This is a genomic window from Mycobacterium sp. NGS59, from assembly GCF_059812345.1.
In genome coordinates this window covers 33,866-49,402 of record NZ_JCALCN010000022.1, presented here as the reverse complement: position 1 = coordinate 49,402, position 15,537 = coordinate 33,866, and the positions used below count along the sequence as shown (strand labels likewise).

17 protein-coding genes are annotated in these 15,537 nt (G+C 67.5%); 2 read left to right on the top strand and 15 right to left on the bottom strand.

The annotated features are described in order from the left end of the window. Positions 1–7: 7 nt before the first annotated feature. Positions 8–382, bottom strand: coding sequence for an NADH-quinone oxidoreductase subunit A (locus AC5Y46_RS20610; protein ID WP_499946385.1), 375 nt, complete (start codon positions 380–382; stop codon positions 8–10). A gap of 387 nt (positions 383–769) precedes the next feature. On the opposite strand from AC5Y46_RS20610, the gene AC5Y46_RS20605 reads away from it, so the two are divergent. Further along, positions 770–2,077, top strand: coding sequence for a PPE family protein (locus AC5Y46_RS20605; RefSeq protein WP_499946384.1), 1,308 nt, complete (start codon positions 770–772; stop codon positions 2,075–2,077). Here the strand turns inward: AC5Y46_RS20605 and AC5Y46_RS20600 are convergent. From AC5Y46_RS20600 to AC5Y46_RS20545, 12 genes are all read right to left on the bottom strand, one after another. Continuing rightward, complete coding sequence (locus tag AC5Y46_RS20600) at positions 2,074–2,475, bottom strand: Rv3143 family two-component system response regulator (protein WP_499946383.1); 402 nt, start codon at positions 2,473–2,475, stop codon at positions 2,074–2,076. The two genes, AC5Y46_RS20605 and AC5Y46_RS20600, sit on opposite strands and share 4 nt — an antisense overlap. A 15-nt stretch (positions 2,476–2,490) precedes the next feature. Beyond that, a complete protein-coding gene (locus AC5Y46_RS20595; RefSeq protein WP_499946382.1) occupies positions 2,491–3,033 on the bottom strand; it encodes a YceI family protein in 543 nt (180 codons plus the stop codon). Beyond that, positions 3,030–3,437, bottom strand: coding sequence for a nuclear transport factor 2 family protein (locus tag AC5Y46_RS20590; RefSeq protein WP_499946381.1), 408 nt, complete (start codon positions 3,435–3,437; stop codon positions 3,030–3,032). The genes AC5Y46_RS20595 and AC5Y46_RS20590 overlap by 4 nt, the downstream gene beginning before the upstream one ends. Then, positions 3,434–3,784 (bottom strand): DUF6285 domain-containing protein, encoded by a 351-nt coding sequence (locus tag AC5Y46_RS20585; RefSeq protein ID WP_499946380.1) that lies wholly within the window; start codon positions 3,782–3,784, stop codon positions 3,434–3,436. Before AC5Y46_RS20585 ends, AC5Y46_RS20590 begins: the two co-directional genes overlap by 4 nt. Further along, positions 3,781–4,740 (bottom strand): phosphotransferase family protein, encoded by a 960-nt coding sequence (locus AC5Y46_RS20580; RefSeq protein ID WP_499946379.1) that lies wholly within the window; start codon positions 4,738–4,740, stop codon positions 3,781–3,783. The genes AC5Y46_RS20585 and AC5Y46_RS20580 overlap by 4 nt, the downstream gene beginning before the upstream one ends. Continuing rightward, positions 4,737–5,975: an acyl-CoA dehydrogenase family protein gene (locus AC5Y46_RS20575; protein ID WP_499946378.1), complete on the bottom strand. Its 1,239-nt coding sequence runs from the start codon at positions 5,973–5,975 to the stop codon at positions 4,737–4,739. The genes AC5Y46_RS20580 and AC5Y46_RS20575 overlap by 4 nt, the downstream gene beginning before the upstream one ends. Positions 5,976–5,985: 10 nt before the next feature. Next, the gene (locus AC5Y46_RS20570; protein WP_499946377.1) at positions 5,986–6,609 is read right to left on the bottom strand and encodes a TetR/AcrR family transcriptional regulator; all 624 of its coding nucleotides are present in this window, start codon (positions 6,607–6,609) and stop codon (positions 5,986–5,988) included. Further along, positions 6,609–7,505, bottom strand: a complete 897-nt coding sequence (locus tag AC5Y46_RS20565) for a hydroxymethylglutaryl-CoA lyase (protein ID WP_499946376.1) — start codon at positions 7,503–7,505, stop codon at positions 6,609–6,611. The genes AC5Y46_RS20570 and AC5Y46_RS20565 overlap by 1 nt, the downstream gene beginning before the upstream one ends. Continuing rightward, on the bottom strand, positions 7,502–8,707 hold the full coding sequence (locus AC5Y46_RS20560; protein ID WP_499946375.1) for a CaiB/BaiF CoA transferase family protein: 1,206 nt from the start codon (positions 8,705–8,707) through the stop codon (positions 7,502–7,504). The genes AC5Y46_RS20565 and AC5Y46_RS20560 overlap by 4 nt, the downstream gene beginning before the upstream one ends. Further along, positions 8,704–9,879 carry an alpha/beta hydrolase family protein gene (locus tag AC5Y46_RS20555; RefSeq protein WP_499946374.1) on the bottom strand — a complete coding sequence of 392 codons (1,176 nt, stop codon included), beginning with the start codon at positions 9,877–9,879 and terminating at the stop codon, positions 8,704–8,706. Before AC5Y46_RS20555 ends, AC5Y46_RS20560 begins: the two co-directional genes overlap by 4 nt. Further along, on the bottom strand, positions 9,876–10,985 hold the full coding sequence (locus AC5Y46_RS20550; protein WP_499992733.1) for a homogentisate 1,2-dioxygenase: 1,110 nt from the start codon (positions 10,983–10,985) through the stop codon (positions 9,876–9,878). The genes AC5Y46_RS20555 and AC5Y46_RS20550 overlap by 4 nt, the downstream gene beginning before the upstream one ends. 258 nt (positions 10,986–11,243) lie before the next feature. Then, a complete protein-coding gene (locus tag AC5Y46_RS20545) occupies positions 11,244–12,215 on the bottom strand; it encodes an NADPH:quinone oxidoreductase family protein (protein ID WP_499946373.1) in 972 nt (323 codons plus the stop codon). Between the two features lie 144 nt (positions 12,216–12,359). Here AC5Y46_RS20545 and AC5Y46_RS20540 point away from each other — a divergent pair, with 144 nt between their 5' ends. Then, a complete protein-coding gene (locus tag AC5Y46_RS20540) occupies positions 12,360–12,890 on the top strand; it encodes a GNAT family N-acetyltransferase (protein WP_499946372.1) in 531 nt (176 codons plus the stop codon). 5 nt (positions 12,891–12,895) lie between these two features. Here AC5Y46_RS20540 and AC5Y46_RS20535 read toward each other — a convergent pair whose 3' ends face one another. Next, on the bottom strand, positions 12,896–14,098 hold the full coding sequence (locus AC5Y46_RS20535; protein ID WP_499946371.1) for an acyl-CoA dehydrogenase family protein: 1,203 nt from the start codon (positions 14,096–14,098) through the stop codon (positions 12,896–12,898). 35 nt (positions 14,099–14,133) lie between these two features. Continuing rightward, complete coding sequence (locus AC5Y46_RS20530; RefSeq protein ID WP_499946370.1) at positions 14,134–15,525, bottom strand: acyl-CoA dehydrogenase family protein; 1,392 nt, start codon at positions 15,523–15,525, stop codon at positions 14,134–14,136. Positions 15,526–15,537: the final 12 nt, after the last annotated feature.

Genomic DNA, 15,537 nt, shown 5'->3' with positions numbered 1-15,537 from the left:
TGCTACCTCAATCCCACGTCAGGCCGCCGCGGCGCCACACGTACGCATAGGCCACGAACACCGTCAGCATGAACACCACCATCTCGACCAGCGCGAAAGTCCCCAGCGAGTCGAAGCTGACCGCCCACGGATAGAGGAACACGATCTCGATGTCGAAGACGATGAACAACATCGCGGTCAGGTAGTACTTGATCGGAAACCGTTGACCGCTGGCGTTCGGACCGCCCGCGGAGGTGTCCGTCGGCTCGATCCCGCACTCGTAGGCCTCGAGCTTCGACCTGTTGAAGCGGGTCGGGCCGGTGATGCTGGCCAGGAATACCGAGCCGACGGCGAAGGCTGCGGCGATGGCCGCCAGCACCAGGATGGGTATGTAGACGTTCAACTCGCTCCACGATCCGTCGTATGGGCCGCCCGCGCAGCGGCCAGGGCGGTGGCTGGGCTGGTTGTGACGGACCGGGCATGTGGGCCATCACAGTGACCTTCAACATAGTCTCGCGACGGCCGAAGCTCGTGGCCGGGGTCAAGCTCTTGGACAAGTCATGGGCGACGGGCGGCCGAGGTGGGCGGCGTCGATACCGCGCCGCGTGGGCCCATGGCCCCGAAATGTGCCGCACGGTCCTGCCGACGCTCTTAACCAGGCAAAATATGGCCGATTCTTTCGACCGGCAGACTCGGCGGAGCGCTAGTTGTTACCCTTACCACTGGACTGCTGCGGGGTTCTTGCGGGTCAGCAGCAACCGCTGACGGCCGATCTGGAAGGACGAAAACTGTGACCTTTCCCACGTTGCCGCCGGAGATCAACTCCTTGCGAATGTTCCTCGGCGCGGGTAGCGGTCCCATGTTGCAGGCGGCTGCGGCCTGGGACGGACTGGCCGCGGAGCTGGCATCGGCCGCCGACTCCTTCGGCTCGGTGATCTCGAACCTGGCGGGACAGGCGTGGCAGGGCGCGGCATCTGCGGCGATGGCGGCTGCTGCGGCGCCGTACGCCGGTTGGTTGGCGGCGGCGTCCTCGCAATCGATGGGGGCCGCCAGCCAGGCGCGCACTGTCGTCAGTGCCTTCGAAGCGGCCCGCGCAGCCACCATTCACCCCAGTGCAGTGGAGCAGAACCGCAACGCGTTCGTGCAGCTGGTGATGTCGAATCTGTTCGGGCAGAACGCGCCGTTGATAATGATGGCCGAGAGCATCTACGAGGAGATGTGGGCTCAGGATGTGAGCGCGATGACGGGGTATTACGCCGGCGCCGCGGCGGCGGCCGCGCAGGTGGTGCCGTGGCAGACGGTTTTGCAGAGCTTCCCGGCGCTGACCGCTGGTCTGGCGGGCGGACTCAGCGCAGCCGCGCACGCGGGTTCGGGGACCGGCGCCGCGGCGGGCGCGGCCGGGGGCGCCCCGGCCGCTGCCGGACCGGTAGGCGCCGGCGGTGCCGCCGCGGCGGCGGGCGGCGGTGGCGGCGGGAGCGCTGCTGGGGGCGTCGGAAGCGCCGACGCGGGCCTGGCGCCGGCCAGCTACACCGCCGGTGACCCGTCGGCATACACCGGCGGCGGCGCGGCAGCACCCGCGGCCGCAACCAGTGCCGCGGCCACCGCCGCGAATACCGGAGTCGCGAGTCCGGGGTTTGCCGGCATGGGCATGATGCCGATGGCGATGGGCGGCCTCGCCATGGCCGGGTTGCTCGGCGACAGTCCGTCGGTGCCGGTTCTCGCCAAGTACGGAGACCCCGAAGAGTCCGAGAAGAAGGCCGTCGAGCAGACCTCGGAAGAAGTGTCGGCGGAGGCACCGGACGCCGCCGAAACGCCGGCGGCCGAGGTGCCGGCGATGACCGTGCTGCCGACGGCGGCACCTGGCATCGCCGCGCAGGCGGCCCCGGGCGCGGCACCGGCGCAAACCGCTCCCGCGACGGCATCCGGGATTCCGCAGTCGGGTCTACGCGCGGCGGCCAAGCCGGCCGGGGAAGCCGCGTCGCAGGACGAGGAAGCCGTCGAGAACGTGGCCACGTTGCGGCCGGCGATCGCCCCCGGTGAGTTTCACGCTCGGGCAGAAGAAGAGGAAGAAGCCCCGCGGGTTCAGCTCCGCGGCTAGTGCGTGAGCGCTCGCAGCAGGCTGAGCACCGTGCGACCCAGCACGATCGGGTCGAGGGGATGCGGCACCGCCGCCTCGGCGCGTGACCAGTTGGCCAACCACGCGTCGTCCGGCCGTCCGGTGAGGACCAGGATCGGCGGGCAGCTGGACAACTCGTCCTTCAGCTGCTTGGCGATACCCATACCGCCCGTCGGCGTCGCTTCCCCGTCGAGAATGGCGAGGTCGATGCCGCCTTCGTCCATCGTCCGGATCACCATCGGGCCGGTTGCGATCTCGACGTAGCTCAACTCGGGCAGGTCGGGGTGCAGCCGTTTACCCAGGGCTTGCATCACCTGCTCCCGGGTCTGGACGTTGTCGCTGTAGACGAGAATCTTCAGGGGGCTGCTGGAGTCGGGCACGGTCCAGATGGTAGATCACGCGATTCCGGCGGACCGCACGAAGACGGCTTCTGACGACACGGTGACGGTGTTGGCCATGACGCCGAGTTTGTTCCAGTCCACGTCGAAACGGGTCCGGTCGAGCTGGGTTTCACCGTGTATCCGCACTGACCCGTCGTCCAGCTCGGTGATCCGGACCGGCAACAGCACCGGCTCGCTGACGCCTTTGATGGTGAAATTCGTCTGCAGTTCGGCGGACTTCCCGGTCGTCGGTTGCAAGCCGGTGACCAGGATCGTGATGTGCGGGAAGCGCTGGGCGTCGAAGAAGTCGGCGGACAGCAGGTGCCGGTCCCGACGGCGGATGCCGGTGCGCAACGAGGCGACCACGATGGTGAGCCGGCCCGAAATGGTGCCTTCGTCGGTGAGGCGTCCGTCGCCGCTGATCTTGGTGAACTTGCCCTTGACGGGCAGCACGCCCCACATGTTCTTGATCTTGAATCCGACCGACGACCGGTCGGGTGCCAGGTTCCAGGGCCCGGTGGTCTCGGGATCGGTGAGCAGCGTCTCCAGCGTCGTCATCGTCGGTCCTCGTGCCGGTCCAGTAGCGGGGCGAGTTCCTCGGGGTTGAAGTACTCGTCGATACGGTTGATAAAACCGTTGTTGTCCAACTTGATCACGATGCAAACCCGCAGCGAGATCGACTGCCCGGCGTGCCCGCTGGCGCGCAGGATGTGCTGTTGGACGAATCCGGTGTCGAAGACCTGCCGATCGAGGATTTCGTAGCTGCGCTCGGTGGTGGCCGAGATGAACCAGTTGATCACCCGCAGCGCGCGGGCCTTGTCATCGCACTTTCTGGGGTCGCGGTGTCCGTCCGTCCGCCATACCGCGATGTCGTCGCTCCACATGTCGGCCACCTCGTCGCAGTCGCCGCGTTCGATGGCGGCGAACAGGCGATCGGCGGCCTCGAGAACGGCATGGCTCATGGGGCGGGCTCCTCTGGTGCGTCGTATCCGGGATGGGCGGCGGCCAGCCGATGGCGGACCAGGGTGCGTAGCACGGCGGTGACGTCTTGGGCGTGCTCGTCGAAGTCTCCGCGCCGGATGGCGGCGGTCAGGGCGGCTTCGTCCGGGAACCCCAAGTCCGTCAGCGCCGCCCGGACGTCGGATTCGTCGGGTTCGAGCAGTTCTCGTTCGACCATGCGCAACGCGTTGGCGGCCACCCGGGCGTGGAAGTTGACCGGTCCGCTGGTCGCCTCGCGGACCTCGGTCTCCAGGAATTCGGCGACGGCGGCGACGAGTTCGGCGGCCGTCGGCCGGCCGTGCAGACTCACGACGCTTCCTCGAGTAGGTCCAGCAGGTCCCACTCGTTCTCGCAGACGCGCCGGCCGATGGTGGCCAGTTCGACCGAGCGGGTCTGCCCGCTCAGATGCCGCTCGGCCTGGTAACGGCAGATGATCCCCCACCGCAGGGTGGCCAAGACCAGCCACCACCGGAACGTCGGGCGATCGACGGTCGAACCGGCGGCGTCCTCGTAGCTGCGCAGGAAACTTTCGATGCTGCCCAGCCCGCCCGCCGCGCGGCTGGGGGGCGCGCCGAACCGCCAGGCGCGCACACAGAACCAGGCCAGGTCTTCGTAGCTCTCTCCGGCGTGCACCAGCTCCCAGTCCAGCACGGCGGCCAGCTCGGATCCATCGACGATCAGGTTGCCCATCCGGAAATCGCCGTGCACCAGCACGGTGGGGGAAGGCGTCGACGGCCGGTTGGCTTCCAGCCAGCGGAACGCCCATTCGAAGGTGGCGGTGGTGTCACCCATCTCGTCGAGCCGTTCGCGCCACTGGCCGACGGGATCTTCCTCGGTGAGCCCGGGTATGTCGGGGTCGGCCCGGTGAATGGCGGCGATGGCCTGCGCGCACTGGTGCAACAGCCGCTGTGGGTCGCTGAGTTGCCGGTAGATGCGCCGAACGATGGTCTCGCCCTTGATCTCTTCGCAGATGAGGAACGGATTGCCCAGGGCGCCTACCGAATCATCGGCGATCAGCACGTGCGGAACCGGTGCGCCGGCGGCTCTGGCGGCGGCTTGGGTGCGGGCTTCCAGCTCCATGCCCGCGTGGACGTCATCGGGCGGGCCGCTGCGCAGGATCAGCGCGCGCCTCTCGGCGTCTGTGACGGCGTCGAACGCGTAGGTGGTGCGGCTGGCGCCGCCGGTGAGCACGCGCAGGTTCTCGACGGTCACCGGCTGGCCGGTTACCCCCGCCAACAGCGCGGCCAGGTCCTCGGCGAGGGTCATTTCTTGCCGAACTTGAACAGCCGCTGGGCGACTCGGCGGATCTGGATCTCCTCGGCGCCCTCGGTGATCCGGTAACGACGGTGATGGCGGTAGATGTGTTCGAGTTGTTCGTGGCGGCTGTAGCCGATGCCGCCGAGCACCTGCATGGCCCGGTCGGCGGCTTCGCACACCAGGCGGTTGGCGCGGTAGTTGGCCATCGACACCTTGTCGGAGACCTCCATGTGGTGGTTGTCGTCCAGCTGGGTGGCCGCGTAGTACACCAGCAGCCGCACCATCTGCGCTTCGGTCTGCAACTCCACCAGCGGCCACTGCACGGCCTGGTTCACTGCCAGCGGCTTGCCGAACACGATGCGTTCACCGGCGTAGGCCACCGCGCGGTCGATGCAGTACTGCGCGGCGCCCAGGCTGCTGGCCGCCTGCCGAATCCTGTTCTCGTGCAGGAAGGTCTGGCCCACTTCCAGGCCGCGGTCCACCTCGCCGAGCACCGCGTCGGCGGGCACCCGGACATCTTTGAGTTCCACCTCCGCGTGGTCGGTGGGCATGTTGAACGTCCACCAGTAGTACGGGATGGTGAAGCCGGGGGAGTCGCACGGCACCAGGAACGCGCTGATGCCACGGGCCTGTCCGGGCTCGCCCGAGGTGCGGGCGAACACCAGATCGTGGCTGGCGCGATGCACGCCGGTGTTGAATCGCTTGGCGCCGTTGATGACCCAGTCGTCGCCGTCCTTGACCGCGGTGGTCTCCAACCAGGTGGCGTCCGATCCGTGGCCGGGTTCGGTCAGTCCGAACGCCATCGAGCGCTCGCCGGTGATCAGCGCCTCGGTCCACTCCTGCTTCTGTGCGTCGGTGCCGAACCGGTCCATCATGATGACCTGCGGGAAGTTGCCGACGATCGACGACTCGTCCTGCAGGTCGTTGTGCAGCCCGAGACCCTTGTGCGCCAGGTGTTCCCGGATGAGGGCCATGTCGATGTTGCTGCCGTCGCGGCCACCGAACTGGGCGGGCAGGCCGTAGCGCAGCCAGCCTGCCCGGTCCGCGCGCCTGCGCATCTCGCCGAGCAGGTCCTCCCATTCGCGACGGGGGATGCCACCGTTGTCCCAGTCGGTGCGGGCGTTCTCCCGGCGATGGTCGAAGTACTGGATGTTCTCGCGTTCCAGCGGTTTGATCTCGGTCTCGATGAACTCGTCCATCTCCGCGAGCAGTCCCGGAAGATGTTCTGGCAGAGCGAAATCCACGTTGTTATCCTTACTTTCCGTACAGGGTTTTCTTCCAGATCCGCGACAGCAGGGCGATGGCGTCCTCGTCGGTGATCGTGACGCCGAGTCCTTTTCGGGGGTCTGGCTTGCCGACGAACACCGTGGTGAAGTTCTCGAACAGCAGGGCAATCGCCGCCGCGGTGTGTTCCGGGTTCAGTTCGGTGCCGTACCCCTGCTCCTGGGCGCGGTGGACCGATGCCGCCACGATGTCCATGCCGAACCGGCGGAAGTCGTTCTGCACCTTGGCAAACCGCTGCTGGGTCGCGGCCAGCTGGGCCACCGCGATCATGATGCCGATGTTCTGTTTGAACATGTTCCAGTAACCGGTGACGGTCGTGGTGAAGAACGTGTCGTCGTCGGGGGAGGAGGGCAGGTCGACGCTGGATCCCGATGGTTCGACGACGTCATGCAAAAACGACTCCGCCAGCGCGGCCAGCAGGTCTTCCTTGTCGGTGAAATACCGGTAGAACACCGCCGAGGACTTGCCCGCCGCCGAGGTGATGTCAGCCAGCGTGGTGCCGTGAAAACCGCGCTCGGCGAACAGCTTCCGGGCCGCCAGCTCGATAGCCTGACGGGTCTGTCGCCCCTTGGCGCTCACCAGCTCGGCGGGCATCAGCCGCGGATCCGGTCTCCGGCGCGCAACAGTGCGCTGGGCAGGTCATGCCCCACAGCCGATCTCGCAACCTCCGCCGCCGCGATCGCGGCCGCCAGGTCCACGTCGACCTCGAATCCGCTGTCGGTCAACAGGTACACCAGGTCCTCGGTCGCGATGTTGCCGGTGGCTCCCGGCGCGAACGGGCAGCCGCCCAGGCCGCCGACCGACGCGTCCAGGCGGGTGACGCCAGCGGTGACCGCGGCATACGCGCTGGCCAGCCCGGAACCGCGGGTGTTGTGGAAATGCCCGCCCAGCGGCAGGTCGGCGATGACCGGACTCAGTTGCGCGACCAGCGAACTCACCCGGCCGGGCGTGGCGGTGCCGATGGTGTCGGCGATGCAGAACCGGTCCACGCCGTGCGAGACCGCGGCCGCACCGATGTCCAGGACGCGCTGCGCCGGGGTGGGCCCGTCGAACGGGCAGTCCCACGCGGTGGCGACGATGACCTCGACGGCCGCGCCGCCGTCGTGGGCGATGGCGACGATGTCGCCGATCTGGTCGGTGGCCTCGGCGCTGGAACGCCCGACGTTGGCTTTGCTGAACGCGTCGCTGGCGGCCACCACATACTCGATCGAGCGCAGTCCGGCCGCGATCGCGCGTTTGGCGCCGTTGGGACTGGCCACCAGGGCGGAGAATTCGATCTCCGGGAAGTTGTGCAGTTCGGCGGCCAACTCGGCGGCATCGGCCATCGACGGCACCTTCGTCGGAGAGACGAACGCGGTGGCTTCCACCTCACGTACCCCGGTGGCCGCCACGGCGGCCAGCAGTTCCAGCTTGGCCGACAACGGGATCGGCTGCTCGATCTGCAGGCCGTCGCGCAGTGCCACTTCGCGAATGTCTATGTGGGCGTTCACAACACCTCCTCGGCGACCCATTGGGCGATGTCGTCGGAGCTCTTGCCCAGCAGGCCGGCGTAGACGTCTTCGTTGTGTTGCCCCGGCCGCGCCGGACCGGCGTTGCGGACCGCACCGGGGGATTCCGAGAGCACCGGCACGATTCCCGGGCCCAGCACTTCCCGGCCGACCCGCTCGTCGTAGTGCGGCACCAGCATGTCGCGCGCCCGCAGTTGCGGGTCGTCGACCACCTCGGCGACCGTGTTGATCGGTCCGGCGATCACCCCTGCGGCGGAAAGGGTTTCGATGATGTCAGCCGGCTGGCGCCCGGCGGCCCAGGCGCCGATGATCTCGTCGAGTTCGTCCTGGTTGCGGCCTCGGGCGCGGTGGGTGTCGAATCGTTCGTCGGTGACGAGTTCGGGACGTCCCATCGCCTTGCACAACCGGGCGAACACGGTGTCCTGGTTGGCCGCGATCACCACCCACGAGCCGTCGGCGCTGCGGTAGATGTTGGACGGGGCGATCCCTTCCAGCCGGGTGCCCGACGGTCCTCGCACCACGCCGCCGACGTCGTAGTCGGGAATCGTGGATTCCTGCACGGCTAAACAGGATTCGGTCAGCGCGACATCGACGACCTGACCTCTACCGGTGACGCCGCGGCGGTGCAGCGCAGCCAGGGCGCCCTGCGCGCCGAACATGCCGGCCAGGGTGTCGCCCAGGGACAGCGCGAGCCGGGGCGGGGGGCCGCCGGGGAAGCCGTTGAGGTGCCGCAGCCCGCTGGCCGCTTCGGCGACCGAGGCATAGCCCGCCTTGTGGGCGTCCGGTCCGGTCTGGCCGTAGCCCGACACCCGGACCAGGATGATGCCCGGATTGCGGTCACTGAGCACGTCGTAACCCAGGTTCCATTTTTCCAGCGTGCCCGGGCGGAAGTTCTCGACGATGATGTCGGACTTGTCGACGAGGTCCAGGAACAACTCGCGTCCGCGGGGCTTGCGCAGGTCGAGGGTGATGGCGCGTTTGTTGCGGGCGTGCACGGTCCAGAAGACGCGATGTCCGTCGACTTCGGCCTGGCCCCAGGTGCGCAGCGGGTCGGGGGCGTTGGGTGGTTCCACCTTGATGACGTCGGCGCCCATGTCGCCCAGCAGCCGGCCGGCGAACGGGCCGGCGATCAAGGTGCCGAGTTCGAGCACCCGGATGCCGTCCAGCGGGCCGGTGGAGGTCATCCGGCGCTCGCGAAGTCGTGCCGGTTCAGCCAGTCGGTGACGATGTCGACGGCTTGGCGCAGTTTGTCACGCTGGTCGGGTCCCACGTAATAGTGTGTCGCGCCGGGGATTTCGTACATCTCCTTGTCCGGGTGCCCGATCGCCTCGAAAAGCCGCCGGGTGTGGCTGGGTGTGCACGCGTCGTCGCCCAGGTTACCGATCACCAATGCGGGGATCGCCAGGTCCTTGCCGCACGCCACGCCGTCGCCCCGGGCGTCGTCGTAGCTCCACTGCGACAGCCAGCCGCGCAGGGTGGAAAACCGGGCCAGCCCGACCGGGCTCATGTTCACCACCTGCGGATCACCCAGGTAGCAGGTGCCCGGTGTGCGTTCGTTGGGGTCGACGGTGGGATCCAGCCAGCGCGGGTCGGCCATGGTGCCGTGCACGACGAAGGCGAACTCGTCATCCGGGCGGCCCGCCGCCTTCAACTCCTGCAGCTTGTCCTTCGCCCACGCGGTGATGCGCCGGTTGCGTTCGATCTGCGCGTTGCGGTAGCGGACCAGGAACTCCTCGCTGTAGGGCGGTTGGTTCGGGTTGTCCGGGTTGTACAGGTCCAGCTCGGGGTCGCGGTTGCTGGGATCGGATTCGTCCAGGATCGACGCATCCAGCCATTCGGTCAGCGTGCCGTGGCGGCTGATGTGCGCGGCCAGCAACATGATTCCGTCGGCGGGCGGCAGGTCGAGCTTGGTCAGGTCGGGGCCGTCCCCGGACGGGCTGGAGGTGATCGTCGGGTGCTGCGCCTGCTGCTGGTAGAACACCGACAGGGAGCCGCCGCCGCTCCAGCCGGCCAGGACCACTTTCTGGTAACCCAACCGGTTCTTGGCGTCCTTGATGCATTCGCCGAGGTCCTCGACCACCTTCTCCATCAGTAGCGCGGAGTCGGTGCCGCGGAACCGGCTGTTGCAGTAGATGACATGGTGACCGGCCCGGGCCAGGGCGTTGATCATCGGCAGGTAGGCCCCGCCGCCGATCGGGTGCATGAAGACCAGCACGGTGTCCGACGGGCGGTCCTTCGGCTTGAGCAGGTAGCTCTCCAGGACGGTCAGCTCGGCCACCCCGCCGTAGACGTCTCGTACCGCCGAATGGTTCTGGAAAGCAACGAGATAGGGGATTCGCTCGTAGTCGTACTTCACTGGTGCTGTCCTAGGTCGTTGGCGAGTATTTCGGGTGACGGGGTCAGCCGGCGCCGGGTGTCGATGGCGATCACCTGCCAGTCCACCCGTTGATAGTCGTCGAACTTGCGGCGCGCCCGTTCGCGAGCTTTCTCCGGCGCCCCGTGGTGAACCCCTTGCGGCGCATGGGAGATCAGGCCCGGCGGCATCGGGATGCCGTACAGCGAGCCGCCGTGGAAGAACGCGATCTCGTCGTAGTCGACGTTGCGGTGATACCACGGGGTTCGTTCGGTGCCGGGGATGCCCTCGGCGGGTTTGGGCAGGAAGTTCATCACGTACACGCCGGTGGCCTGCATGAACAGATGCACGGTCGGGGGCAGGTGCACGCTGTCGGAGGTGACGACGTTGTAGTCGGCGATGTTGAAGGTGAACGCGAAGCTGTCGCCGCGCCAGCCTTCGACGTCGATCGGATTGTGTTGGTAATAAAGAGTGGTTGTCGACCCGGCATCCGGCATGTCCCGATGGATCAGCCGCACTTCGTACTCGTCCCGGCCGTCGTCGTCGAGCGCCACCGGGTCCGGGATCACGGCCTGCGACGGGTCGAACGGGAAGTGCCGGCCCAGCGCACCGGGTGGCGGCACCCGGAACTCGTCGGTCGCCTCGATCATCAGCAAGGTGGTTTCGCCGTCGGGTATCTGGCGCCAGGTGGTCGCTTTCGGGAGGTACACCCAGTCGCCCGGCCGGTAGCGCAGCGGGCCGAACTCGGTTTCCAGCAGTCCGGCGCCGTCGTGCACGAAGCACAGCAGGTCGCCGTCGACGTGGCGGGTGTAGAACGGCATCTCCTCCTGCCGGCGGCTCAGCAGCACCCGGCAGTCGGGGTTGCTGAACATCAGCAGCGGTCCACCGCCTGCATCGGTGGCGTCGCTGGGTTTGAGCTGGTCGGCCAGCACGTCCACCGGTCGCAACGGTCCCACCGCGCGGTAGGCGGTGGGGTCGTGGCGGCGGTAGATGTTGGCGGTGCGACCGGTGAACCCGCCGCGGCCGAGTTCGTCGTCCTTGAGGCCGTCGAGGTCGGCGTGTACGCGTTTCGGTGTCCTGCCTTTGCGCAGGTGAATGAAGGATTCCACGGCGGCCTCCAAGACTCTGTCGAGCAGACGCAAACTCGCATGGTTGCGGACCAAATTGTGCGATTTTGCGTCTGCTCGCGCGGGGACGGGCTCATAAAACTAAAAGTGACATTAGTTTCTCTTTTGCCGGGATGCAAGCACAGGCGGTGCCGCCGGGACTTCTCGGTCACGAGGGTCCCCAAAATGCCAGAAAACCGGTGCTGCGCCGTACATTTGCGGACGCTCGCGGGATCAATCGCGTCGCGAACTGCGCACGCTCTAGTCGCGGATGCGCAGTACGACTTTCCCCTTGGCCGAGCGGTTCTCCAGTGACGCCACCGCGGCGGCGGCCTCGGCCAACGGGTACACGTCGGGTTCCGGCGGTGCCAGCTTGCCCGAGGCGAACAGTTCCTCCAACGCAGCCCACTGTTCGTCGAGTGCACCCGGATGCTTGCCTGCCCACGCGCCCCAACCGACCCCGACCACGTCGATGTTGTTGAGCAGCAACCGGTTTACCTTCACCGTGGGGATCTCGCCACCGGTGAAGCCGATCACCAGCAACCGTCCCGCCGGGGCCAGGGAACGCAGTGAATCGGTGAACCGGTCGCCGCCCACCGGGTCCACCACAATGTCGACGCCGCGGCCGTCGGTGAGCTCTTTGACCGCGTCTTTGAACCCGTCGGCCAGCACCACATCGGTGGCACCGGCCGCCGTCGCGATCTGTCCTTTCTCTTCCGAGCTGACCACCGCGATGACGCGGGAGGCGCCCAACACCGGCGCCAGGCGCAGCGCCGACGTGCCGATGCCACCGGCGGCCCCGTGCACCAGCACCGTCTCACCGGTCTGCAACCGGCCGCGGGTACTCAGCGCGAAGTACACCGTCAGGTCGTTGAACAGCACCCCGGCGCCCGCCTCGAAGCTGACGTTGTCGGGCAGCTTGAACACCCGGTCCGGGCCCAGCACCGCGACCTCGGCCATCGCCCCGGTCAGCATGGTCAGTCCGAGGACCCGGTCGCCGGCTTGCACGTGCGCCCCGTCGGGCGCCGAGCGGACCACTCCGGCGATCTCGGCACCCAGCACGAACGGGGGATCCGGCCGGTACTGGTAGAGACCGCGGGTGAGCAGCGCGTCGGGGAAGGCCACTCCGGCGGCGTGCACGTCGACCACCACGCCGTCGCCGGTGGGTTCGTCGACGTCTGTCACCTCGATCGCGTCCGGACCGTCCAGTCGAGTCACCTGTGCCGCGCGCATGCCAACCTCCAAGTCGATTCCCGCCTGCCTCAATCTAGAACTCCGCATCGTGGTGGCGCCGGGCGGTAGGCCGGTCTCGGGCTAACCTCGAGCGGTGGATCGCTTCCCTTTTGGTCGCTGCGGCGTTGTGCGACTGGCCGGCTGATGTCGTTGGTTCGCACCGCCACCGTTGCTGATGCTGCGGCGTGTGCCGAGATTTACCGGCCCTATGTGCTCGATACTCCGATCACCTTCGAAACCGAAGTGCCGACGGTGCAGGACATGGCCGATCGCATCGAAGCCGCTGTCGACGGCTACGAATGGCTGGTGCTCGAGGTCGACGGGATTGTCACCGGCTATGCCTATGCGAGCCAGTTTCATCCACGTTCGGCCTACCGGTGGGTGGTGGAGACCAGCGTCTATCTGGCGCAGGATCGCCAGCGATCGGGCGGCGGGCGGCTGCTGTACACCGAACTGCTCAAACGTCTTCCCGGACATGGGTTCCGCAGAGCATTCGCCTGCATCGCCCAGCCCAACGAGGCCAGCAACGCGTTTCACGAAGCCTTCGGGTTCCAGCCGGTCGGGCTTTTTCGTCGGGTCGGATGGAAGCTCGACACCTGGCACGACGTGCAGTGGTGGGAACTGGATCTGGTGGACCCCGACGACGAAGTCGACCCGCCGGCGGAGATCGGCTGAGTCCGCTACTTCAGTTCGGCCGAGGACAGGCCCAGCAGGCGCCGGGCGACCACCAGCTGCTGAATCTGTTGGGTGCCTTCGAAGATGTCCAGGATCTTGGAGTCGCGACCCCACTTCTCCAGCAGTGTCTGCTCGGAATAGCCGGTGGTGCCGGCTAATTCGACCGTCTTCAAGGTGACGTCGGTGGCCATTCGGCCGGCCTTGGCCTTACTCATCGACGCTTCCTTGGAGTTGGGGATGCTGTTGTCGGCCTGCCAGGCTGCCCGCAGCGACAGAAGATAGCTTGCCTCCCAGTCCGATTCCATGCGCAGGAACTCCGCAGCGGCCGCACTCTGGGCGTGCGCCGGCCGGTCGTAGTCGATGTCGACGCCGGCATTGGAGAGGATCTTGCGGATTTCCTCCAGTGCGGCCCGGCCGACGCCGACGGCCATCGCGGCGACGATCGGCCGGGTGTTGTCGAAGGTCTCCATCACACCGGAAAAGCCCTTGCCCACTTCGATTTCCGGATTGCCCAGGATGTTGTCCTTGGGGATGCGCGCGTTGTCGAACCGGATCACCGCGGTGTCCGAACCCTTGATACCCAGCTTGTGCTCGAGGCGTTCAACGGTGACGCCGGGATGCTCGCGCGGCACGACGAACGATTTGATGGCCGCGCGTCCGACCGACTTGTCCAGCGTCGCCCACACCACGATGTGGGTAGCGCGGGAACCGGCGGTGACGAAGATCTTCTCGCCGTTGATCACGTACTCGTCGCCGTCGAGGCGGGCGGTGGTGGACACCGCGGCCGAGTCCGAGCCGAACCCCGGCTCGGTGATGGCCATCGCGGCCCACACCTTGCCGAAGCGTTCCAGTTGTTCCTCGGTGGCGACGGCGGAGATGGCCGCGTTGCCCAGGCCCTGGTAGGGGATGGACAGCATCATCGCCAGGTCACCCCAGCTGGCTTCGAGGGTCTGCACCAGCGCGGCCATGTTGGCGCCGTTGTGGTTGTCGTCCTTGCTCTCCGCACCGCGCAATTCACCGGCGCCGGCGAAACTGAACGACTCGGACGCCCCCTCGAAGAGGTTGATCAGGGTGTCGAGCTCGACCGGGTAGGCGTGCTCTTTCAGGTCGTATTTGCGGGCGATCGGCCGGACCAACTCCGCGACGCCCTGGTGGGTCTTGGTGATGACGGCCTGCAGCTTGCCCGGTAGCTCGAGATTGATTGCCATGATTGATCTTTCGATTCAGAAGTTCAGGTGGCCACTCAGATGACGACGACGCCCTCGGCGACGCCGATGGCGCGTAGGTCGCGGTACCAACGTTCGACCGGGTGCTCCTTGGTGTAGCCGTGCCCGCCGAGCAGCTGCACGCCGTCCAGGCCGATCTGCATGCCCTTGTCGGCGCCGAACCGCTTGGCCAGCGCGGCTTCCCGGGCGAACGGCAGGCCCTGCTCGGCGCGCGATGCGCCGCGCCAGGTGATCAGCCGCAGCCCGTCCAACTCGATGGCGATGTTGGCGCACATGAACGCGACGGCTTGACGACGCGCGACCGGTTCGCCGAAGGCTTCCCGTTCCTTGACGTAGGGGATGACGTAGTCCAGCACCGCGTGCGAGGTGCCGACCGCCAGCGCCGCCCAGCCCAGCCGGGACAGCGCGATCGCCTCGGAATAGTCGGCGTCGCTCGCCTCGTCCTCGCCGAGCCGGGCGTGCAGCGGCACCGAAACCCCGGACAGCTCAATCTGTCCCAGTGCCGCGGCGCGGATTCCCATGCTCGGGTCGGGGCGGACGGTAAGTCCGTTGGCGGACGATTCGACGATGAACAGCGCGGGCTTGCCGTCGAGTTGGGCGCCGACGATGAACAGTTCGGCGTCGGCCGCGGCCGGCACCAACGACTTCACGCCGTCCAGGCGGTACCCGGACGGGGTGCGGACCGCGGTGGTCTTGAGCCGGGTCGGGTCGAACAGCGGCTGCGGTTCGGCGATGGCCACACAGGCCTGCGGGACGTTCTCGCCGGCGAACTCGTTCAGGTAGGTCGCCTGCTGATCGGCGCTGCCCCAGTGGGTTAGCGCGGAGGCCACACCGCCGGGCGCCAGGATCGGCAGCGCCTGCCCCATGTCGCCGTACGCCAACGCCTCGGCCACCAGCACGTTGGTGACGGCCGAGCGGTGCTCGGCGATGCCGTCGAAGTCCTCGGGGATATTGATCGCGGTGATGCCCAGTTCGGCGGCCTTGGTGATCAGGCCGGACGGGTAGGCGGCGGCTTCGTCGGCGTCGTGCGCGGCCGGACGCAGGATCTCGGCGGCGAATTCCTGCACGGTTTCGACGATCATCTGCTGGTCGTCGTCGGGCGTCAGGTCGAAGTAGTTCTTGCCGCTGGACTTCAGCCTGGTCGGGCCGCCACGCAGGCTCTGTACCCGCTTGAACTGCCGGGTGGCCGCGGTGGTGGTGCTGAACAGCGCCTTCGTGCCGGAGCGCAGGCCTTTGTTGAGCGGGTCCCGCAAGTGGTACTTGTCCAGGAATTCCTGGCCGACGAGCGGGGTGATCAGCGCGATGGCCACGTCGACCGCGGTGCGCTTGTGCGGTCTCATACCGATCGCGGTCTGGCGGTCCCGGCGCTTCTTGGCGCGCGGCGGGGTATCTGAAGCAGTGTCGGTCATTTCGGCAGCCTC